This window comes from Janthinobacterium sp. P210005, assembly GCF_036231865.1.
Classification (GTDB): domain Bacteria; phylum Pseudomonadota; class Gammaproteobacteria; order Burkholderiales; family Burkholderiaceae_D; genus Janthinobacterium; species Janthinobacterium kumbetense.
The window spans coordinates 1,482,058-1,502,022 of the sequence record NZ_JAZARC010000001.1 but is presented as its reverse complement, the minus strand read 5'-3'; the positions used below and the strand labels follow the sequence as shown (position 1 = coordinate 1,502,022).

Genomic DNA, 19,965 nt, shown 5'->3' with positions numbered 1-19,965 from the left:
CGGCCAGTCTATGGGAGAAATCATGTTGAACCGGATGAAGGTGGGAACGCGCTTGCTGGCGGCATTCTTTTGCGTCGCGCTGATGGGGGCCATCGTGGCCGGCATCGGCATCTTCAACATGGGCAAGATCGATACCATGGCGGGGCAGATGTACAACCATGAACTGTTGGGCTTGTCGTACATCAAGGAAGCCAACATCGCCTTGATCAAGGTGGGCCGCGCGCGCAGCAATTTCTTGCTGGCCACGACCGCCGAGGAGCGCGCCACGCGCCAGGCCGATATCGCCAAATTCCTCGACTTGAATAAAAGCTATTTGGCCAAGGCGGAACCGCTGTTCGTCACGCCGGCCGCCAAGGAACTGTTTGCCCGCTTCGCCGCCGTCGAAGCGGAATATATCGCCACCATGCAGCAGGCGCTGACCCTGGCGGCAGCCGAACCGCTGGCCCAGCGCAGCGCGCAACTGACTGAACTACTCAACAAGACGCGCCAGCATGCCGATGAACTCGACGGCGTGCTGGACAAGCTGTCGCAGCAGAAGGAAGAGCGCGCCAAGGCTGCTTCCGAGCAGGCGTCCGGCGTGTATCAGGCCAGCCGCAGCTTCATGATCGCGCTGGTGCTGGGCAGCGTGGCGGCGGGTCTGGCGCTGGGGGCGCTGATCACGCGCGGACTGACGCGCCAGCTCGGTGGCGAACCGGCGTATGCCGTCAAGATCGCCGGCGCCATCGCCGAGGGCGACCTCACCGTCGATATCCGCACGGCCAACCACGACAGCGCCAGCCTGCTGTTTGCCATGAAAACCATGCGCGACAAGCTGGTGGGCATCGTCAGCCAGGTGCGTTCGGGCACGGACACCATCAACACGGCCTCGGGCGAAATTGCCCAGGGTAACCTCGACTTGTCGTCCCGCACGGAAGAGCAGGCCAGTTCGCTGGAAGAAACGGCGTCGTCGATGGAAGAGCTGACGTCGGCCGTGCGGCAGAATGCGGACAATGCGCGCCAGGCCAATGCGCTGGCCGGCGCCGCGTCCGACGTGGCGGGCAAGGGCGGCGCCGTGGTGGGGCAGGTGGTGCAGACGATGGAATCGATCAATGCGTCGTCGCGCAAGATCGTCGACATCATCAGCGTCATCGACAGCATCGCCTTCCAGACGAACATCCTGGCCTTGAACGCGGCCGTGGAAGCGGCCAGGGCGGGCGAGGAGGGGCGGGGATTTGCCGTCGTCGCGTCCGAAGTGCGCAACCTGGCGCAACGCTCGGCCAGTGCCGCCAAGGAAATCAAGATTCTGATCGGCGACTCCGTCGAGCAGGTGGAAATCGGCTCCAGACTCGTGCATGACGCGGGCAAGACGATGGATGAAGTGGTCACCAGCGTGCGCCAGGTGGCCGACATCATGCAGGAAATCACGGCCGCCAGCGCCGAGCAAAGCGCCGGCATCGAGCAAGTCAACCAGGCCGTGCTGCAGATGGATCAGGTGACGCAGCAAAACGCGGCCCTGGTGGAAGAGGCGGCGGCCGCCGCCGAATCGCTGCAGGACCAGGCGCAAACCCTGACGGAACTGGTGGGCGTGTTCCGCCTGCATGCACAGGCGCAACAGATGGCCGTGCCGGCGTCCAGCAATGTCACGCCGCTGCGCCGGCCGGTGCCGGCCGCCAGGCAAGGCGTGCGGCGCCTGGCCTGAAATGGGACGGGTCCGGGCGCAATCGGCGCGGCAGTGGTAGGCTGTCGTTATTGCGCGTTTGCCACTTCCGGGTTTTCCATGCCGTCTTCTTCCCTGCCGCTGTTGTGTTTCTCCGTGTTATTGCTCTCCCTGCCGCCGTTGGCGCAGGCGCAGGAGGGCGATCCCGTGCTGCCGTACCGGCCTTCCGTGGCCAGCCCCGCCCAGCTGCCCGTGCCGGGCCAGCTGGAATTCGAGGCGGGCGGCCTGCTGTCGAAAACGGACGACACGCGCCGCGCCAGCCTGCCGTACACGTTCAAACTGGCGTTCAGCCCGGAATGGGGCGTATTGCTCGAAGGCGAGGGCTTCGTGCGCGCGCGCGACGACACGGGGCGCCGCGAAACGGGCGTGGGCGACACGACGGTCGTGCTCAAGCGCGCCTTTTTGTTCGACAGCGCCACGGCGCTGGGCCTGGAACTGGGCTGGAAGTTGCCCACGGCCAAGGACAGCATCGGCAGCGGCAAGAGCGACGTGTCGCTGAACGGCATTTTCAGCCGCGACCTGGGCGCCGTGCACATGGATGCCAACCTTAACGCCACGCGCCTGGGGGCATCCAACCCGCATACCGGCAGGGTGCAAACGGGCTGGGCGACCTCCTTTTCCACGCCCGTCAGCGAGCGCTGGGGCGCCACGGCGGAAGTGTCGGGCACGCGCTTGCGCGGCGCGCCGGCCACGGCGCAGCTCTTGCTGGCCGCCACCTACAGTCCCACGCCGCGGCTGGCCATCGACATCGGCATGGCGCGCGGCTTGACGGCGGCGTCGCCGGACTGGTCGCTGTTCAGCGGCGTGGTCGTGCCTTTAGGCAAGCTGTGGTGAGATTGCCACGGCAATCCTTATGTGTCCTTGCGAACAAACAGTTGGTTGCACAAGGTCTACAATTGCGGCATAACTGATAAAAGGAGTGTCCCCATGAAAACCCTGATTCTTGCCGCCGTCTTGCTGTCGGCCGCTACCGCTGCCGTCGCCCAGGTGGGCGTCTCCGTCACCGTCGGCCAGCCGGGCTTTTACGGACGCATCGACATAGGCGACTATCCCGCGCCGCAATTGATCTATGCCCAGCCCGTCATCGTGCAGCGCCCGCAATACTATTCGGCGCCCCCCATCTATTTGCGCGTGCCGCCCGGCCATGCGAAACACTGGTCCAAGCACTGCCGCAAGTATAATGCCTGTAACCAAGAGGTATATTTCGTCCAAGATAGTTGGTATAACAACCAATATGTGCCCCGTTACCGCCAGCAGCATGGCGACCATGGCCGTCCCGACTACCGGGACCATGACCGTGATCGTGGCCATTACGACAAGCATGATGACAAGCGCGATAAACATGAAGGCAAGCGCGACAAGCATGATGACAAGCCAGGCAAGGGCCATGGCAACGGTCACGGCAATGGCAACGGCAATGGCAATGGCAATGGCAACGGGCACAGGGATTAACAAGTAGGAGGATCTTTGCATAGTAAAATCGTTATCGTAGGGGGAGGTGCAGGCGGCCTGGAGCTGGCCTGCAAACTCAGCCGCAAGCTCGGCGCCGGCCAGGTCACCCTGGTCGACAGCCGCCTGTACCATATCTGGAAACCGTCGCTGCATGAAGTGGCGGCCGGCACCCTGGACATTCATCAAGAGGGCCTGTCGTATCAGATGTTGGCGCATGACAATGGTTTTACCTATGTCTATGGCCCCCTGATCGCACTCGACGCCGCGTCGAACAGCCTTACCGTGGGCGCCATCGCCACGGACAAGGATGAGCAGCTCTTGCCGCAGCGCACTGTCAGCTACGACCAGCTGGTGCTGGCCGTGGGCAGCACCTCGAATTACTTCGGCGTGCCCGGCGCCCAGGAAAACACGATTTCCCTGAATGCCACGGAAGACGCCGAACGTTTCCGTCTGACCCTGCTGAAACTGCTGGCCATGGCCGAACAGCGCCAGGGCGACGCGGGCCATCCCGGCGTCGACATCGTCATCATCGGCGGCGGCGCCACGGGCGTGGAACTGGCGGCCGAATTGCGCGAAGCGAGCGGCGTGTATGCCGCGTATGGTTTCCAGAATCTCAACGCCATCAAGGATGTGCGCATCACCCTGCTCGAAGGGGCGCCGCGCATCCTGGCGCCGCTGCCCGAGCGCGTTTCCATCGCCGCTTCGAAATTGCTGCACCAGCACGGCATCACCGTGGTGACCGATACGCGCGTCACCACCATCGAAGCCGACAAGGTGACGGTGGCCAGCGGCACCAGCTATGCGGCCGACATCTGCGTGTGGGCCGCCGGCATCCGCGCGCCGGAATTCCTGTCCACCCTGGGCTTGCCGACCAACCGCGCCGGCCAGCTGGAAGTGACGGGCATGCTCAACGTGCAGGGCCATGCGAATATCTTTGCGCTGGGCGACTGCGCCGCCTGCATGGGGCCCGATGGCAAGCTGGTGCCGCCGCGCGCCCAGGCTGCCCACCAGCAAGCCGATTACCTGCTGAAAACGTTCCTGCTGCAAGCGAAGGGCAAGCCGCCGCAAACCAAGCCGTATGAGTACCTAGACTACGGTTCGCTCGTGTCCTTCGGCCGCACCACCTCGGTGGGTACGCTGATGGGTTCTCTGAAGGGCCTGAGCTGGTTCGTCGAAGGCTTTGTTGCGCGCATGATGTATGTGAGCCTGCACCTGATGCACCACAATGCCGTGCTGGGCAGCGTGCGCACGGCCGTCATGGCCATGGGCCGCTTCCTGATCAAGCGCAGCACGCCGCAGGTCAAGCTGCACTGATCGCGCTGTAGTAAACGGTTTGCGCCGGATCAAACAAGGGGCCTTGCGGCCCCTTTTTTATTTGCCGCGCGCGACAGGCGCCGCTTCGCAGCGGCCCCGCGTCATGGGAAAGTCGATGGTGGTGAATTTGCCCTTCAAGGTGCCGACGATGCTGGCATGCAAGATGCGCTCGCTGTCGCGGCGGTAGATGATGCGGCTCGGAAAATCGTTATCCAGGTTGGCGAAGATGAATTCATTCGGCTTGTCCTGACGCAGCAGGTTGAAGATCACGGGCGGCTGTCCCGACGGCTGCACGATGTAGGCCAGCTGGCCCGGTTCCGTGAGGCGGATCTGCACGAATTCAAAGGCCGTCGTCTTGCCGCCCTTGACGGTGCGGCTGGTGCCGAGGATGGTGCCGCCGGCGGCCGTGCTCCATTGTTCGCCGGAACCGGGTTCGGCGCCGTCGACATTCCAGCAGCCGGCCAGCCAGGCCAGCTTGTCCACGGTTTCCGGCGGCGGCACGGTGTTGTCGGCGGCCTGGGCGGCGCCCATGGCCAGCAGCGCTGCCAGCAAGGTCGTTGCGAGTCGTTGCATGCCATCTCCTGTCGTTGCGATGTTAGCGGTTGCTGGGGCACGCCGGCGGCGCGCCGGCGGCGCGCCTGCCCAGTGTAGCCGATGCTGGGCTGCACACGGCAAACACTTTATACTCGGGAAAGATGCCGACCGTCACCACCACTACGCCAAGGACAATCATGCACGATACTTCCACGCAGCCGCACGGCGCCGTAAGGCCGGGCCAGTTCGACGACCGCTACATCAGCCTGAAAAGCCTGGGCCTGGACCCGGAGCAGCTCGATTTTTACCAGCTGCTGCTGGCCTGCAGGGCCAGGGGGGAAGCTGGGGAAAGCCTGCGGCAGGTCGTGCGTTTCCGCACGGATGGCTATGGCAAGTCCCGCTTCATCAGCAGCCTGGACGCGTTGCCGGCGCCGCTGGCCACGTTCCCCCTGTGGCGTGCCGAGCTTGACGGCTGGCCCGGCGAGCTGGCGCGCGAGGACTTGCTGGTGCGGGCCAGTGCAGCGCTGGAGCAGCCGGCCGGCGACTTTCTCGCCTCGGCCGGCTGGCGCACGGCATTGCCTGACATTTGGCAAACCCTGCTGGTGCTGGGATGGCGGCAGGCGGGTTCTCCGGCCGATGCCGCCCTGGCGGCGCAATTGACGGATGTGTTGCGTGTTGGACATTTCTTGCAGGTGCTGGAAGGCGATCGCACCAGCCTGGCCGGGCATGGCGCGCGCCGCGATGTGCTGGGGGCGCAACTGCTGCTGCCGGAAGAGGGCATGCCGCTGCCCCGTTGAGGCGGGCAGGGCGCCCGCTGCGGGAAATTATTCTTTTGGCGTAATGCGCGGCAAGACGACGGTCAGGGCCGTGCCGCCTTGCGGATTGGCCGTCAGGCTCAGGGTGCCGCCCAGGTAATGCACGCGCTCGCGCACGGAGCGCAGGCCGTGCTTGCTCATTTCGACGGGCTCGTTGGCCGGCAAGCCGCTGCCGTTATCCTTGACCGTCATCATCAGCGCCTCGTCATTGTCGTCGATGATGATGTCCACCTGCGTGGCGTGGGCGTGCGCGGCGATGTTGCCGAGCGCTTCTTCCAGGGTGCGCAGCAGGGCCACGCCCACGTTGCGCGGGCAAATCAATTCATCTTCGGGCAGGCTGCAGCGCACGGTGATCTTGTGCTGTTCGGCAAATTGCGCGGCCAGCTCGCCGAGCGCGACATTTACGCCGAGAAACTCGAGCTTGTCGTTCCACAGCTTCATCTGCATCTGGCGGTTGGTCTCGATCACATTCAGCAGCAATTGCTTCATCGTCGCCGCGCGGTCGAGCAAGGCGGCTTCCTGCGGCATCTTTTGCGTCAGCAGCGACAGGTGCATGGTGAGCGCCGTCAGCGAGGAACCGAGGCTGTCGTGCAACTGGCGCGACAGGGCGCGCCGTTCATTGTCCCAGCTGGTGTTGACATGGCCGAGCAATTCGCTGAGGTCGGCGGCGCGCTCCGCATCGGCCTGGGCCGCTTCCTTGTTCGGATCTGTTTGTGCGGACATAGCGCCCCGTGAATGGTGAAAGGTGAGGACCAAATTCAAGTTGTGGATCATACATGAGGATTTCATCGCGGGGCGCATGGATGAAAAATTTCTGTCTTTTCGGCAATTTTAATCTCCTTCCATCATTTTTATGTGATAGACAATATTATCGTTTGCGCCAGCGGGCATCGTTCCCGTCGTTACGTACGGCTGCGCACATACCGGGGCGCGGCACGCTGCCATAGTGGGGCTGTCATTACCCCATGCGGCCTGGCGCCAGTGCGGCGCGGGGCGCAGCACTGGCCCGCTTACCGAAACGAAAGGACATGCCATGAATATCGATACCATCGTCGACAAGGAATACCTCGACAAAAGCTTCCGCGACATCGTCAATGCGCCCATTAGCGCCCTGCGCGGCGTCAGCGCAAAAGACGCCAAGGCCTTGCAGCAGGCGTTTGGCGTAACCACCGTGCGCGAATTGTCCAACCTCAACTTCGTCAAATGGGCCAGCGCGCTGGCCATCCTGGCCGATGAAGAGGGCATGAGCGGCGAAGAGCGGGCCAAGGAAGAATTGCTCGACGACGCCGTGGAAATGACCTTCCCCGCCAGCGACCCGATCTCCGTCGATGCGGGCATCACGCGCATCGAAGTGTCGCCCGACACCGTCAATGCGCAAACGGACCACCAGCATGCGGGCCAGCATGAAGTGACGGCTGGCAAGAAATAAAGCCTGCAGGACATGAAAAAACCGGCTGGCCGCAAGGCTTGCCGGTTTTTTTTACGCGCCGCACGGCGTCACGGTCAGGCGATCGATGGAATGCTGCTTTTCTGCATGTTGACCTGCGCCGCGATCACCTCGTGCGGCGTGCAGCAAAAGCGGTTCTTGCCGGCGCGCTTGGCTTCATACAGGGCCGTGTCCGCCGCGCCGAGCAGGGATTCGACGGTGCTGGCGTCGTCCGGGTAGATGGCGATGCCGATGCTGGTCGACAGGCGCAGGGTCAGGTCGTTGATGAAATACGGCTCGGAAATGACTTCGATCAGCTTGGCGGCCGGTTCGCGCGCGTCGCCCTTGCCGGCCAGGTTGCCCAGCACGATGACGAATTCATCGCCGCCGATGCGCGCCACCGTGTCTTCCTTGCGCGACGCGCCCACCAGGCGGGCCGCCACCATTTTCAGGATCTCGTCGCCATAGCCGTGGCCGTAACTGTCGTTGATGGCCTTGAAACCGTCCAGGTCCAGGTACAGGATGGCCGACTTGCCGCGGTTGCGGGCCGATTGCTGCAGCGTATGCTCGATGCGGTCTTCCAGCAGGCGCCGGTTCGGCAAGCCCGTCAGCGGATCGTGCAGCGCCAGTTCCTGCTGCTGCTTGCTGTATTGCGCCAGTTCCTTGTACAGCAGGCGCACTTCCAGCATGTTGTGGATGCGCTTGTGCACTTCCATCAGGTCGAAGGGCTTGCTGATGAAGTCGCGCGCGCCCGCTTCCAGGGCGGCGATCTTGAAACTCGGTTGCGCCGTGAGGGCCAGCACGGGCAGGTAGCCGCCATGTTCGATTTCTTTCAAGCCTTTCATGACCTGGAAACCATTGAGTTCCGGCATTTGCAGGTCGAGCAAGATCAGGTCGTAGCAATGCTCCTGGTGCAGGGGGCAAACCTGTGCCGGACGCATGGTGGCCGTGACGTTGGTATAGCCGGCATCGCGCAGGATTTCCAGCATCAGGTCGACATTGTCGGGTGAATCGTCGACGACCAAAATTTTGGCTTTCAAAATCTCATCTTGGCTGGGCATGTAAGGTCTCGGTTATACGGTCTATGCAACGCTGGCTTCTACCGCAGATGATGGGCTGACGGCGGTGGAAAAGATAGTAGCGCCTTGCAACAAGATAGGGCGCACAACTGCGCATGAACTCGCTTCTGCCGTTCTCCCCGGCCAAGGTCGCCGCTTCCAGCCTGCCGTGCAGGTGTGCTTCTGCATTTCAGTGTAGCAAACTTCAGCTTAGTTGCTTGTAGGACAGTGCCGCGTCTGAAAGTAGGAAGGCTAACCCATGAAAATAGTCATTTTGTACTGCACTATTTATTTCTTTGCATCATCTTTTTAAGATGGTGTTTTGCGCTCCCGTCCAGGGCGCGCAGCGGCCAGCTGCGCCACGGCCGCCACCAGTCCGGCCGGGTCGAGCGGCTTCGAGATCCAGGCCTGGAAGCCGCTGTCGAGCGCCCGCTGGCGATCTTGCGGCTGCGCAAACGCCGTCAGCGCCAGCGCGGGTAGCCGGGCCAACTCCGGGGCGGCGTGCGCGCGCACTTGCGCCAGCAAGTCGAAACCGTCGGCGTAGGGCATGCCGATGTCGCTGACCAGCACATCCGGGCGCACCTGCTCCAGCAGTTGCAGCGCTTGCGCCACGCCGCCGGCGCCGTGCACTTCGGCATTGTTGTCGCGTAAGATGCGTTCCGTCAGTTCGCGCGCATCGGCGTCGTCATCGACCAGCAGCACCTTGACGCCGCGCAAGTCATGGCTGGAGGGCGGGGCGCTGCCCGCCTGGCGCGCGGCGGCCGGCGTGCCCAGCGGCAGGCGCACGGTAAAGCTGGCGCCCTGCATGTCGCCGGCGCTGCTGACGGTGACCGTGCCGCCATGCTGCTCCACCAGGTGCTTGACGATCGCCAGTCCCAGCCCCAGGCCGCCGTGCCGGCGCGTGGTGGAGGCATCGGCCTGGCGGAAGCGGTCGAACACGTGCGGCAGGAAATCCTTCTTGATGCCGACGCCGTTGTCGGCCACCGTGATGGACAGGCGCGACGCCTCGCGGCGCACGCCGATATCGACCCGCCCCCCTTGCGGCGTGAACTTCAGGGCATTCGACAGCAGGTTCCAGATCACTTGCTGGATACGGCTGGGGTCGCCCGTGATGGTGCCCGCATCGCTGGCGATGTTGCAGTGGATGGCGATGTGCTTGGCGTCGGCCGCCGGGCGCAGGGTTTCGATGGCCGAGGCGATGATGCTGGCGGGCGCCAGGGTTTGCAGGTCGAGCAATACTTTGTCGGAAGTGATGCGGCTCATGTCGAGCAAGTCCTCGATCAGCTGCGCCTGCGCGCGCGCATTGCGTTCGATGCTTTGCAGGCCGCGGTGCAGGTCGGCCTGGTCGCGCGTGCCGCGCCGCAGCACCTGGGCCCAGCCGAGGATGGCCGACAGGGGCGTGCGCAGCTCATGCGACAGGGTGGCGAGAAAATCGTCTTTCAGCTGGTTGGTGCGCTCGGCTTCGGCGCGCGCCTCGCGTTCGCTGTCGAGCAGTACCTTGCGCTCTTCGGCGGCCCGCGTGGCGGCCGCGTACAGGCGCGTATTGTCGAGCGCGACGGCGGCCTGGGCCGCGATGGCCGAGACGATGCGTTCGCTGCGCGCGCTGAACATGCCCGCCTGCGGATGACCGAGCAGCAAGCGCCCCAGCAACAGGCCCGAGCGCGAGCTGACGGGCAGGCTCAGGCAGCTGCGCAGCGGCGGCGCGCCATCGGCGCTGGCATCGGGCGCGGCCAGCAAGTCGTTCTGGCGCATGGCCGGCCCCTGGCGCAGTTCGGTGGCGATGGCATCGGCCTGGCGCAGGCTGATGCCGTTGACGGCGCGCGCCGAGGGCAGGGGCGCGGCGCTGTCGGGAATCTCGCCCGCATCGTCATAATAGAAGGCGCCGAAGCGCGCGCCGCTGATGCGCGTGGCTGCATCGACGGTTTCCTGCAGCAGGGCGGGCAAGTCGAGGGTGCCGGCCAGGGCCGCCCCTGTATTGTTGAGCAATTCGAGCACGCGCGTTTCATCGCGCAAGGCTTCCTGCGCGCGCTTGACCTGGTCGACGTCGGTGCTCGTGCCAAACCAGCGCAGCAGCTGGCCGCCCCGGTCGCGCACGGGATTGGCGCGCGTCAGGAACCAGCGGTACTGGCCGTCGGCGCCGCGGATGGGAAATTCCATTTCGAAGGGCGTGCCGTCGCGCAAGGCGGCCTTCCACGCGTGCAGCATGGGTGGCAAATGCTGCGCGTGATAGGCGATGCTCCAGCCGTCGCCCGCCATCTGTTCGGCGCTGGTGCCCGTGTAGTCGTGCCAGCGCTGGTTGTACCAGGCAATGGTGCCGTCGAAGCTGGCGATCCAGGCCAGTTGCGGGATGGAATTGGCCAGCGCGCGCAAGTCTGCCTCGCTGTGGCGCAAGCTTTCCTCGGCCGCCTTGCGCTGGCTGATGTCCTGGATGTACGTGGTCAAGCCATCGCTGGAAGGGAAGATGCGCACTTCCAGCCAGCGCCCCAGCGGCCGGTACAGCAGTTCGAAGCTGCTGCTGTGCTGCTGCGCCATGGCGCGCCGGTATTGCACTTCCAGTTCCGTCCCCTGCAGGGCGGGGCAGGCTTGCCACAGGCTGCTGCCCGCCAGGCTGGCGCCGGGCGGACGCTGCGGTGCGAGCATGTCGGCGCCGCGCGTGTTGATATAGCGGATGGTCCAGTCGCGGTCGAGCAGGCAAAAGCCATCGGTGATGCTTTCCATTAAGTTTGCCAGGCGCTCGCCGGAGAGGCTCAGCGGCGCTGATGGGGGCAGCAGATCTTGCGTGCGGTCAGGCTTGGCCATCGGAAATCCTGCAACAGTGAGTCTGCCGCACGGGCTCTTGCCCCGCCGGGCCGCCGCCGCTAAGCTCAGTTAAATGGGTCATGATGGTCAATGCCCGCGCCATGAATGAGGGGAGGCACAAGCGCCCCTGTCTGGCTGGTATTGTAGCCCCAAGCGGCGCAGCGCCACCGCACGCTTGCGCGTTGCCTGCAGATAGCACTGGACAGGCTGGAAAGCAGTCCCTATAATCCCGCTTCTTTCGAGACAGCAACTTCTCGATTCGCTGGAAGCTCCTGTGAAAGCAGAAGTGTCCATCGATAAAAAGGCGTCAGCTTTTTAGCAGTGAAAAGGTAGTCGATCATGCGGGGCGGTATTCTGCAAAATCAGCTAAGCGATTGAAAAATCGAACTTTTCAAAGCGAAATGAATACGCTATAATGTTTGCCTGCGCGGCTGTAGCTCAGCTGGATAGAGTACTTGGCTACGAACCAAGGGGTCGTGGGTTCAATTCCTGCCAGCCGCACCAGAATACTGAAAATCAGACTTTGCCTGGTTTTGTTGTAACAAGTTTCACCTCCATGTCGTTCGTGGAATGTTGTAGAAGTTTTGCGGCTGTAGCTCAGCTGGATAGAGTACTTGGCTACGAACCAAGGGGTCGTGGGTTCAATTCCTGCCAGCCGCACCAGAATACTGAAAATCAGACTTTGCCTGGTTTTGTTGTAACAAGTTTCACCTCCATGTCGTTCGTGGAATGTTGTAGAAGTTTTGCGGCTGTAGCTCAGCTGGATAGAGTACTTGGCTACGAACCAAGGGGTCGTGGGTTCAATTCCTGCCAGCCGCACCAGTATTTGCAGTAGTGAAAAAACCCGGAAAGTTCGCTTTCCGGGTTTTTTTTCGTCCGGCGCAACTGCAGCGGGCCGCCGACGGCGCGGCCTGCCGCAGTTGCGCCAATATCCCATCAATTCGGATACGGCTGGCCCGAGGACGCCTGGTTGCCCAGGACGATGGTGGTCACCCACAGCCCGCCATTCGTCACGGGGCCGGTGAACTTGAACAGCGAACCGCCCGATTGCGCCGGGTCCGCCACATTCGACGCCAGGCTATTCAATCCCGAGGTCGTGAAGGTGCATGCGGTTTCTTGCCCAACAGCATTTTGTTCCGCGTTCAGCACGGGCGTGGCGCCATTGAACAGGTACAGGCCGCAATTGTCCATTTTCGATCCGTAGGTGGCGGACTGCGTGTAATTGAAGGTCACCGCGCCATCGAGCAGGGTGGCGGCCGGGATGGACGACAGTTTCGCCGGCGTGATGCTGGTGATCGTGGCGAACAGGCTGGCCTGGTTTGCCCGGGCAAACGCTTTCGACAGGGGCACGGCATTGATCTGGAACGGGAAGGCGCTGACGGGGCCGTTCGCTGTCTTCAGGGTCCAGACATATACTTTGCCCGGCGCCACTTTCGTCTCGTCGATGCAGGCCGTGCCGGCGCCCAGGCCCGGCGTGCCGGCGGGCAAGCTGGCCAGGTCCTGGCAGCTCTGGATCGCTTCCGCGTTATTGTAGAAAGCGCTGGCAGCGCCATTGCTGTCGGCAATCCGCATGTGGGTGTAGCCCGTGGCTGGCAGGATCAGCTGCAATTTGCTGCCGGCCGTGCCCGGTGTCTGGAAGTCGCCGAATGTCGTCAGGCCCGGTCCCCGCACGTCGATCTTGTTGATGGCCGGATTGTCCTGCAGCACGGTGTCGAGCTCGACGTGCGCGGCCCATTCGCGCGCAAAGGTGGCCGCGCCCGCACCGTCGAGGCTGCGCTGGATGCGCGCATTCATGTGCATGTCCAGGTGGCCGCTGCCGGCCAGCTTCCAGCCGCCGGCACAGGCGCTGGTATCGCTCGTCTTGACCAGCTTCCAGTTGAGCATGCCCGCATCTGTTCCTATGCGCAACTGTACCCATGCGCTGCTCGGCTTGCCTGCGGTGAAGCCGATGGCTGTCGCCCCGGCGCCCAAGCGATTGTTGATGAAGTCGGCGACGCGCGATGTCGAGGTGCTGCTCGAGGACGTCAGCGTGGCGATTTCATCCGTGCTTAGCGGTTGCATGTTGACGCTGGCCAAGCCCAGCGCTTCGATGGTCAGCCCGGCATGAGCGGCCTGGTCGGTGCTGGTCAGGGCCGACACGATTTCCGCCTGGCCCACGCCCGTCCCCATATTGAAGGAACTGTCGATGAACGGCGACACGGCCGCCGTCGACGGCGCGACAAAGCCCGTCTTCGGATACAGGGCGCTGAGCGAGGCCATGCAGGCGCGGATTTCCGGCAAGACGCTGGCCGCGGCGTTCGCCTTGAGCAAGTCGGCATCCGATGGCGTCGTCGCTGCGGGGATGGTGGCGGCGCCGCCAGCGGCGGCAGGCAAGGTCACGCTGCCCAGCGTGCTGTTGGTGGCAATCAGGGTGACCGTCGCCATGGCGCCTTGCGCTTCCGCGGGCGCGACGAGGATCTGGTCCAGCACGGCATCCATCCCCGTACCGTTGGCAACAAAGGCGCCCGTCAGCGGATTGGTGTTGCTGGCGTTAATCGGTTTGATCATGGCGACGACTGCGGCGATGGCCGCATCGAGCCGTTGCTGGGTCGCGGCACTGGCCAGCGCCGCGGTGCAGGCGGCCGGGACGGCATTGGCAACGGGCGCGCAGATGCTTGCCAGGGTGGCGCCGCCGGGCTGACCCGACGCCGTGGAAACGATCAGGTCGGTCAGCGGCGTGATATTGACGGTTTGTCCCGCTGCCGTGGCGATGGAATTCATGGTCACTTGCTTGCCGCCGGCCGTGCCGGTGATGCTGAGGAGAAAGGGCGCCGTCATGCCGCCCACGTCGAGCGTGTATGCCCCGCCGGCGCCGGTACTGACCGCCACGGATACTTTGCCCTTGCTATCGATGGCAATCACGCTGCCCGCGACGGGCGCGCCGACGGCGGCGGTGCCGCTGAGCGTCGTGGCTGGCGGCGGTACAACGGGCACGACGGGAGGGATAGGCGCAACGGGGGCGACCGGGTCGGCGGGGCTGCTGCTGCTGCCGCCGCCGCACGCGGCCAGCATGAGGGCGGCCGCGCAGGCGGCAGCCAGAGGCAATAATTTGTGCAAGTTCTTCTTCATGGTATCCCCTTAGTATTTTTATTAAAATTACTGCTAGTAAACATTCTCAAAGTTTTCCATGAATTGCAATTTATTTTTCTTGGATGTATTAATAATGAGCAACAAGTAACAAAGCTGTCGGTTTCGCGCCGCAGTCTGGAAAGAAATGTGATGAAATGAGCAAGAGTGCGGCGTGCGTGTGCCGCCGCAAGACAGGAGTGGCCGCCAATTGTGAAATATCGCCGCCACGGCTTTGCCATTCTGCAAAGCCCTGCTATAATCTTGTCTTAGGCGGCTGTAGCTCAGCTGGATAGAGTACTTGGCTACGAACCAAGGGGTCGTGGGTTCAATTCCTGCCAGCCGCACCAGAATATTGGGGGTCAGATTGTAAAATCTGATCCCCTTTTTCGTTTCCGAATGGATTTACGCTGCGCCTGTGGCGCCGCGCCGGTATTGCTGGCGAAACGCGCGCGGCGTCACCTGCCTGGCGGCGCGGAACTGGCGGTTGAAATGCGCGAGGTTGCGGTAACCCGCCTCTTGCGCGATGACGGCGATGGCCAGATTGCTTTCGATCAGCTGTTGGCAGGCGCGGCCGATGCGCAGCCGCGCCAGGTACTCGCCGGGCGTGCAATGCGCGTGGCGCTTGAAACAGCGGTGGAAGGCGCCCAGCGACAGGGCCGCCCGCTGCGCCAGCGTTTCCAGTGCAATCTCTTCCCGGAAATGCGCGTGCATGAAGTCAAACACGATTGCCATGCGCTTTTGCTGCGCATCGGCATGCACCGGCGCCAGCGCCTCCGAAGCCAGCGGCTGCGCACCGCCATCGCCAGCCAGGTCCAGCAGCACGTCAAGCAACAGCGGCAGGCGCTGCGGCACGGGCAGCGCATTCAATTGCAGCAGTTTCTCTGCGCTGCGCGCGCTCGTTGCCGGCGAAAAATGCAGGGCAGGGCCGGCGCGGCGCGCCAGTTGCCGCACGCCATGCAACTCCGGAAAACAGGCCGCCAGCTGTTCCACCCATTCCAGCGAAAACCACACGACGACGGCCAGCATCGGCTGCGTGCCGTCGATGCGCTCGCTGGCCGACCAGGTGTGCGGCAAATTCGGCCCCAGCAGCACCAGGTCGCCCGGTTCGAAATCGCCCAGGTGGTCGCCGATATAGCGTTGCCCCCGCGCATTGACCGTCAGGGTCAGCTCGAATTGCGGGTGGTAATGCCAGAGGAAGGGAATCGCATCGAGTTCGCGCCACAGCAAGCCCCAGGAGTGGCCCGTCGGAATCGTGACTTGTTCAAATAAAGGCGTCATTGTGACGTTTTAAAGAGGCTGATGGTCAGGATAGTATCAGTTTTGGTTGCTGCGCACGCATTTTACGCGGCACTGCCGGAGCACAATCTGTCCACACCAACACAGGAGACAGCGATGCAAAACCGATATCAATACGGCGAAGACCGTCCCGGCAATCCATCCGTGGCTTACACGGAACAAACCCAGTTGCGCGACATACAAAAACAGCTGCCCCTGCGCGTGCTGTCCGACAGCGATTTCCTGCACTGGCAAACCTACGGTTACGTCATCGTCAAGGATGCCGTGACGCCGGAACAGGTGCGCCGCACGACCGATTTCCTGTGGGAATTCCAGGGACTCGACCAGCACGACCCCGCCACCTGGAACCGGGACCAGTTGCGCGACCACGCGATGAAAGAGCTCAACGGTTCCGGCATGGTCGAGGCCTATCACAACCAGACCCTGTGGGATAACCGCCAGACCCAGCGCGTGTACGACGCCTTTGTCGACATCTGGGACCGTCAGGACCTGTGGGTGACCATCGACCGCGCCAACCTGAACACGCCGAACAATGGCAAGCGCAAGTTCGGCGGCTTCATCCACTGGGATGCCGACACCACGCTCGACCCGCTGCCCGTCAACGTGCAGGGCGTGCTGGCCCTGTCCGACACTTCGCCCGACAGCGGCGGCTTTCAATGCTATCCGGAATTGTTCAACAACTTGCTGGCGTGGCGCAAGACCGTGCCGCAAGACCGCAACCCGTGGCAGCCGGATCTGGCGACGGTGCCGTATCCGATGGAATTCATCGCCATGAAGAAAGGGGAGTTGTTGATCTTTAACAGCCTGCTGGCGCACGGCATCCGCCCGAACACATCGACGGACCAGGTGCGCCTGGCGCAATACATTTCCTTCACGCCAGCCCAGGAAGACAATCAAGCCCTGCGCGACTGGCGCGTGCAAAGCTGGCGCGAGCGCAGCGCGCCGCAAGGCTATGCATTCCCTGGCGATCCCGAGGAAAAGGAACAGCTGCGCTATCCGCAGGCGCAGCTGACTGCGCTGGGCGAGAAGATCCTCGGCGCGCGCGGCTGGTAAGCGTGGCGCCACGTCCGATGGCATTGCCTGCCGGATAGACAATTGCCGGCAAATGCACGATCATGGCTTGACTTGCCATCGACCGAGGAAACGCATGAGTATCATCACCTGCATCGAAGACTTGCGCGTGCTGGCCCAGAAACGGGTGCCGCGCATGTTTTACGACTACGCCGATTCCGGTTCCTGGACGGAATCGACGTACCGCGCCAACAACAGCGACTTCGCCAAGATCAAGTTCCGCCAGCGCGTGGCCGTCAACCTGGAAAACCGCAGCCTGGCCTCGACCATGGTGGGCCAGCACGTGTCGATGCCGGTAGCCCTGTCGCCCACGGGCTTGACGGGCATGCAGCATGCGGATGGCGAAATTCTCGCGGCCCAGGCGGCCGAGCAATTCGGCGTGCCGTTCACCCTGTCGACCATGAGCATTTGCTCGATCGAGGACGTGGCGGCGAACACGACAAAACCGTTCTGGTTCCAGCTGTACGTGATGAAGGACCGCGAATTCATCAACCGCCTGATCGACCGCGCCAAGGCCGCCAAGTGCGGCGCGCTGGTATTGACGCTGGACTTGCAGGTGCTGGGCCAGCGCCACAAGGACTTGCGCAACGGCCTGTCGGCGCCGCCGAAACTGACCATCCCCAACATTCTCAACATGGCCACCAAGCCGCGCTGGGTGGCGGGCATGCTGGGCACGAAACGGCGCGGCTTCGGCAACATCGTCGGCCACGCCACGTCCGTGTCGGACATGTCGTCCCTGTCGGCCTGGACGCAGCAGCAGTTCGACCTGAGCCTGTCGTGGGCGGACGTGGAATGGATCAAGCAGCGCTGGGGCGGAAAACTGATCATCAAGGGCATCATGGACCCGGAAGACGCGCGCCTGGCAGTGGAAAGCGGCGCCGACGCGCTGATCGTCTCGAACCACGGCGGGCGCCAGCTCGATGGCGCGCAATCGTCGATCGAAGCCTTGCCGGCCATCGTCGACGCCGTCGGCAGCCAGATCGAAGTGCACATGGATGGCGGCATCCGCTCGGGCCAGGACGTGATCAAGGCCGTGGCCCTGGGCGCGAAAGGCGTCTACATCGGCCGCCCGTTCCTGTACGGCCTGGGCGCCATGGGCGGGCCGGGCGTCACCAAATGCCTGGACATCATCCGCAACGAACTGGACTTGACGATGGCCTTTTGCGGCTTGCGCGACCTGCAGCAGGTGGATAAAAAGATCCTGCTGCCGGGGACGTTTTAAGCGGCAATCCGCACGATTTCAAAACCTTCCGATGCCTGGGGCGGCACGAAGTGGCGCGTGATGTCATCAAATTGCGCGTCGCTGGTGGAAAACGGGTGCAGCCCGCTGGCATTGCGCTGGCGCAAGCGCGCCTTGCATTCCTCATCCGTCACGTCGAGGTAATGCAGCACGTGCGGCGTGCCCGCCTGCTGGAACAGGTCGCGCATCCAGGCGCGGCTGGCCGGCGTATTCGCGGGAAAATCGAGGACGACGGACACGCCCGCCTGCAGCATCTGCAGGGCCAAAGGGGCGATGGCTGCGCGCAGCCGCGCCGCGCAAGCCGCGTAGTCGGCCAGGCTGGCGATCTGGCACGGATACAGCTGCGCCAGCAAGCTGTCTTCGCTGATGCGCACGGTGTGCGGCGCCTGCGCAAGGCGGGCGGTCAGGGTGGATTTGCCCGAGGCAATCTTGCCGCACACGAGGTGCAGGGTGGGGGAGGCGGTGGTGCTGGAGGTAGGGGACATGGTCGCTCGCTAGAAAGAAATAATGCCTGCGAGACGTCTTGATCTATTGTTGCAAATCAAAGCCGCCTCCCGGGCGGCTTTGGCAATCACACTGCTGCTAAGCCACCATCGTTGGAATGGCGGCAATAATCGACGGCAGGGGCGGGAATGGCGATTGCATGACTGAACGATGCCATGGAATGGCGGGCGCTGTCAATTGCCCAGGCGTGTCCACGGCTCGCGGAACGTGGCCGCATCGAGCGGCTGCGCATGCGGGTCGTCGTGCTGGAACAGGCCGCCGATCAGCATATCCTGGATGGCGCCCGTGAAACCGCCGTAGGGCGAGGCGCTACCCCACTGGCGTTGCGTGTGGGCAAAGACGGCGGCGTCTTGCTGCGCCGCCAGCTGCGTCAAGGCGTGCCGCAAGGCGGCGGCCGCTTCCGGACCCATGTCCGTGGCGATGGCGCACACCAGGCGCAGGCCAAATTGCAAGGGCTTGCCTGCCAGTCCCAGCAGCGATTCATTGGCCAGGGCGAGGAACACATCGGGCGCCTGGTCGTCCTTTTCACAAATGGTCCAGGTGGGCGCCCACGCTTCCAGGCTCATGAAGCGGGCGTCGCGTGTTTCCGGCGTATGCGTCCACTTCGCGTGCGATTTGTCGTCCCAGCCCAGGCGGCCAAAGGAAATCGGCTTGCCCTTGGGATTGTATTGATGGCTGCGCACGCCGGCCTGGCCTCTCGTCCGCGCTTGCGTCATGAGTCCATCGAGGCTGGCGGCGAACGGCATCCATTGCGCCGCATCCCACAGCGGCGCCGCAGCGGGCGCGGCCAGCAGCAGGAATACTTCGTAATCACGTGAAAAAAACGCCATGCAGCTTCCTCGGCAAATGGATGGAAAATTGTGTCGCAATATTATAGTGGCGCTTGCGACAAGGCGGCGCGCTGGCTGGGGCGCAGCAGGTAGACGCCGTACAGGCACAGGGGCAGCACGGCCAGCAGGGCGATATACGGCAGGATAGACGCGCCGTCTTCGGCCGGGTTGGGCAAGGTGGCCGTCACTAGCGCGTAGTCCCACAAGCCATGCACGAGCACCATGGGCCAGATGGAGCGGGTGCGCAGGCGGATGGCCGCGTAGCCGACGCCTTGCAGGGTGGCGGCCACGGCTTGCCACAGGGCGCCGCTGACGTCGCCCGTGGCCAGGCCGTTGGCCGTATGGGCCAGGCCGAACAGGGCCGAGGACATCAGGACGGCGGGCCAGACGGCGTAGCGCTCCAGCATGCCTTGCAGCAATATGGCGCGGAACATCAGCTCTTCCGAGACGGCCACCAGGGCCGCATTGCAAGCGACGACCAGCAGCACGCGCGGCTGCGGCCAGCCGCCGGCCCAGGCCAGCAACAGCATCAGCAGCGCATACAGCAGGGGCGGCGAGACGAGCCACAGCGTTTTCCATGGCTGCGGCGCGCACAGGCCCGCCGCGCGGCGCCGGCTTGAGGCCAGCAGCAGCGCCAGCGCGAACAGGGCGGCCAGCGCCCACGACAGGCCGATGCGGCCGGTGACGGCGGCGCCCGGCAAGGCGTAGCCGGCCGCTTCCAGCCAGCGGCCGCCCAGGCTCAAGCCCAGCCAGATGGCCAGTGCGATGAGGGAGACCGGCATGGTGAGGGCGATTCTAGGGAAGGGCATGGTTGGCTTCGGT

17 protein-coding genes and 4 tRNA genes are annotated in these 19,965 nt (G+C 63.7%); 12 read left to right on the top strand and 9 right to left on the bottom strand.

Annotated features, from left to right (window positions below):
- The first annotated feature begins 22 nt into the window (after nt 1-22).
- The 4 genes from VPH40_RS06595 (at nt 23) to VPH40_RS06580 (ending at nt 4,462) form a co-directional block, all read left to right on the top strand.
- Entirely contained in the window at nt 23-1,678 is a 1,656-nt protein-coding gene (locus VPH40_RS06595) for a methyl-accepting chemotaxis protein (protein ID WP_328573028.1), read from the top strand.
- A 78-nt stretch (nt 1,679-1,756) separates the two neighbouring features.
- Nucleotides 1,757-2,530, top strand: a complete 774-nt coding sequence (locus tag VPH40_RS06590) for a transporter (protein ID WP_328573027.1) — start codon at nt 1,757-1,759, stop codon at nt 2,528-2,530.
- 93 nt (nt 2,531-2,623) lie between these two features.
- Nucleotides 2,624-3,148, top strand: coding sequence for a hypothetical protein (locus tag VPH40_RS06585; protein WP_328573026.1), 525 nt, complete (start codon nt 2,624-2,626; stop codon nt 3,146-3,148).
- A gap of 15 nt (nt 3,149-3,163) precedes the next feature.
- A complete protein-coding gene (locus tag VPH40_RS06580; protein ID WP_251348150.1) occupies nt 3,164-4,462 on the top strand; it encodes an NAD(P)/FAD-dependent oxidoreductase in 1,299 nt (432 codons plus the stop codon).
- Nucleotides 4,463-4,519: 57 nt separating this feature from the next.
- Here VPH40_RS06580 and VPH40_RS06575 read toward each other — a convergent pair whose 3' ends face one another.
- The gene (locus tag VPH40_RS06575; protein ID WP_251348151.1) at nt 4,520-5,035 is read right to left on the bottom strand and encodes a DUF6265 family protein; all 516 of its coding nucleotides are present in this window, start codon (nt 5,033-5,035) and stop codon (nt 4,520-4,522) included.
- 158 nt (nt 5,036-5,193) lie between these two features.
- Here VPH40_RS06575 and VPH40_RS06570 point away from each other — a divergent pair, with 158 nt between their 5' ends.
- On the top strand, nt 5,194-5,793 hold the full coding sequence (locus VPH40_RS06570; RefSeq protein WP_328573025.1) for a hypothetical protein: 600 nt from the start codon (nt 5,194-5,196) through the stop codon (nt 5,791-5,793).
- A gap of 27 nt (nt 5,794-5,820) precedes the next feature.
- On the opposite strand, the gene VPH40_RS06565 is transcribed toward VPH40_RS06570, so the two are convergent.
- Entirely contained in the window at nt 5,821-6,534 is a 714-nt protein-coding gene (locus VPH40_RS06565) for a sensor histidine kinase (protein ID WP_328573024.1), read from the bottom strand.
- 310 nt (nt 6,535-6,844) lie between these two features.
- Here VPH40_RS06565 and VPH40_RS06560 point away from each other — a divergent pair, with 310 nt between their 5' ends.
- The gene (locus VPH40_RS06560) at nt 6,845-7,240 is read left to right on the top strand and encodes a hypothetical protein (RefSeq protein ID WP_077406391.1); all 396 of its coding nucleotides are present in this window, start codon (nt 6,845-6,847) and stop codon (nt 7,238-7,240) included.
- A 74-nt stretch (nt 7,241-7,314) separates the two neighbouring features.
- On the opposite strand, the gene VPH40_RS06555 is transcribed toward VPH40_RS06560, so the two are convergent.
- Nucleotides 7,315-8,298 (bottom strand): GGDEF domain-containing response regulator, encoded by a 984-nt coding sequence (locus VPH40_RS06555; RefSeq protein WP_305052578.1) that lies wholly within the window; start codon nt 8,296-8,298, stop codon nt 7,315-7,317.
- Between the two features lie 306 nt (nt 8,299-8,604).
- Complete coding sequence (locus VPH40_RS06550; RefSeq protein ID WP_289897350.1) at nt 8,605-11,094, bottom strand: hybrid sensor histidine kinase/response regulator; 2,490 nt, start codon at nt 11,092-11,094, stop codon at nt 8,605-8,607.
- A gap of 427 nt (nt 11,095-11,521) precedes the next feature.
- Here VPH40_RS06550 and VPH40_RS06545 point away from each other — a divergent pair.
- The 3 genes from VPH40_RS06545 (at nt 11,522) to VPH40_RS06535 (ending at nt 11,916) form a co-directional block, all read left to right on the top strand.
- A tRNA-Arg gene (locus VPH40_RS06545) sits at nt 11,522-11,598 on the top strand.
- Between the two features lie 82 nt (nt 11,599-11,680).
- A tRNA-Arg gene (locus VPH40_RS06540) sits at nt 11,681-11,757 on the top strand.
- Nucleotides 11,758-11,839: 82 nt separating this feature from the next.
- Nucleotides 11,840-11,916 (top strand) — tRNA-Arg (locus VPH40_RS06535).
- A 114-nt stretch (nt 11,917-12,030) separates the two neighbouring features.
- Here VPH40_RS06535 and VPH40_RS06530 read toward each other — a convergent pair.
- A complete protein-coding gene (locus VPH40_RS06530) occupies nt 12,031-14,202 on the bottom strand; it encodes a hypothetical protein (RefSeq protein ID WP_328573023.1) in 2,172 nt (723 codons plus the stop codon).
- Nucleotides 14,203-14,472: 270 nt separating this feature from the next.
- Here VPH40_RS06530 and VPH40_RS06525 point away from each other — a divergent pair.
- A tRNA-Arg gene (locus VPH40_RS06525) sits at nt 14,473-14,549 on the top strand.
- 55 nt (nt 14,550-14,604) lie between these two features.
- On the opposite strand, the gene VPH40_RS06520 is transcribed toward VPH40_RS06525, so the two are convergent.
- Entirely contained in the window at nt 14,605-15,480 is an 876-nt protein-coding gene (locus VPH40_RS06520) for an AraC family transcriptional regulator (RefSeq protein ID WP_328573022.1), read from the bottom strand.
- 114 nt (nt 15,481-15,594) lie between these two features.
- Between VPH40_RS06520 and VPH40_RS06515 the strand changes: the two genes are divergently transcribed.
- Together VPH40_RS06515 and VPH40_RS06510 are read left to right on the top strand one after the other, a co-directional pair.
- The gene (locus VPH40_RS06515; RefSeq protein WP_328573021.1) at nt 15,595-16,551 is read left to right on the top strand and encodes a phytanoyl-CoA dioxygenase family protein; all 957 of its coding nucleotides are present in this window, start codon (nt 15,595-15,597) and stop codon (nt 16,549-16,551) included.
- 94 nt (nt 16,552-16,645) lie between these two features.
- The gene (locus tag VPH40_RS06510; RefSeq protein ID WP_251348158.1) at nt 16,646-17,791 is read left to right on the top strand and encodes an alpha-hydroxy acid oxidase; all 1,146 of its coding nucleotides are present in this window, start codon (nt 16,646-16,648) and stop codon (nt 17,789-17,791) included.
- On the opposite strand, the gene VPH40_RS06505 is transcribed toward VPH40_RS06510, so the two are convergent.
- From VPH40_RS06505 to VPH40_RS06495, 3 genes are all read right to left on the bottom strand, one after another.
- Nucleotides 17,788-18,294, bottom strand: coding sequence for an AAA family ATPase (locus VPH40_RS06505; protein WP_328573020.1), 507 nt, complete (start codon nt 18,292-18,294; stop codon nt 17,788-17,790). The two genes, VPH40_RS06510 and VPH40_RS06505, sit on opposite strands and share 4 nt — an antisense overlap.
- Nucleotides 18,295-18,486: 192 nt before the next feature.
- Nucleotides 18,487-19,143, bottom strand: coding sequence for a hypothetical protein (locus tag VPH40_RS06500; RefSeq protein WP_328573019.1), 657 nt, complete (start codon nt 19,141-19,143; stop codon nt 18,487-18,489).
- Between the two features lie 41 nt (nt 19,144-19,184).
- The gene (locus VPH40_RS06495; protein WP_328573018.1) at nt 19,185-19,952 is read right to left on the bottom strand and encodes a CPBP family intramembrane glutamic endopeptidase; all 768 of its coding nucleotides are present in this window, start codon (nt 19,950-19,952) and stop codon (nt 19,185-19,187) included.
- Nucleotides 19,953-19,965 lie beyond the last annotated feature (13 nt).

What these genes read in the sequence shown, in the direction of transcription:
- VPH40_RS06505 (WP_328573020.1), bottom strand. Translation starts at nt 18,294, where the DNA reads ATGTCCCCTACCTCCAGCACCACCGCCTCCCCCACCCTGCACCTCGTG.
- VPH40_RS06565 (WP_328573024.1), bottom strand. Translation starts at nt 6,534, where the DNA reads ATGTCCGCACAAACAGATCCGAACAAGGAAGCGGCCCAGGCCGATGCG.
- VPH40_RS06495 (WP_328573018.1), bottom strand. Translation starts at nt 19,952, where the DNA reads ATGCCCTTCCCTAGAATCGCCCTCACCATGCCGGTCTCCCTCATCGCA.
- VPH40_RS06500 (WP_328573019.1), bottom strand. Translation starts at nt 19,143, where the DNA reads ATGGCGTTTTTTTCACGTGATTACGAAGTATTCCTGCTGCTGGCCGCG.
- VPH40_RS06595 (WP_328573028.1), top strand. Translation starts at nt 23, where the DNA reads ATGTTGAACCGGATGAAGGTGGGAACGCGCTTGCTGGCGGCATTCTTT.
- VPH40_RS06590 (WP_328573027.1), top strand. Translation starts at nt 1,757, where the DNA reads ATGCCGTCTTCTTCCCTGCCGCTGTTGTGTTTCTCCGTGTTATTGCTC.
- VPH40_RS06570 (WP_328573025.1), top strand. Translation starts at nt 5,194, where the DNA reads ATGCACGATACTTCCACGCAGCCGCACGGCGCCGTAAGGCCGGGCCAG.
- VPH40_RS06530 (WP_328573023.1), bottom strand. Translation starts at nt 14,202, where the DNA reads ATGAAGAAGAACTTGCACAAATTATTGCCTCTGGCTGCCGCCTGCGCG.
- VPH40_RS06510 (WP_251348158.1), top strand. Translation starts at nt 16,646, where the DNA reads ATGAGTATCATCACCTGCATCGAAGACTTGCGCGTGCTGGCCCAGAAA.
- VPH40_RS06520 (WP_328573022.1), bottom strand. Translation starts at nt 15,480, where the DNA reads ATGACGCCTTTATTTGAACAAGTCACGATTCCGACGGGCCACTCCTGG.
- VPH40_RS06550 (WP_289897350.1), bottom strand. Translation starts at nt 11,094, where the DNA reads ATGGCCAAGCCTGACCGCACGCAAGATCTGCTGCCCCCATCAGCGCCG.
- VPH40_RS06585 (WP_328573026.1), top strand. Translation starts at nt 2,624, where the DNA reads ATGAAAACCCTGATTCTTGCCGCCGTCTTGCTGTCGGCCGCTACCGCT.
- VPH40_RS06515 (WP_328573021.1), top strand. Translation starts at nt 15,595, where the DNA reads ATGCAAAACCGATATCAATACGGCGAAGACCGTCCCGGCAATCCATCC.
- VPH40_RS06560 (WP_077406391.1), top strand. Translation starts at nt 6,845, where the DNA reads ATGAATATCGATACCATCGTCGACAAGGAATACCTCGACAAAAGCTTC.
- VPH40_RS06555 (WP_305052578.1), bottom strand. Translation starts at nt 8,298, where the DNA reads ATGCCCAGCCAAGATGAGATTTTGAAAGCCAAAATTTTGGTCGTCGAC.
- VPH40_RS06575 (WP_251348151.1), bottom strand. Translation starts at nt 5,035, where the DNA reads ATGCAACGACTCGCAACGACCTTGCTGGCAGCGCTGCTGGCCATGGGC.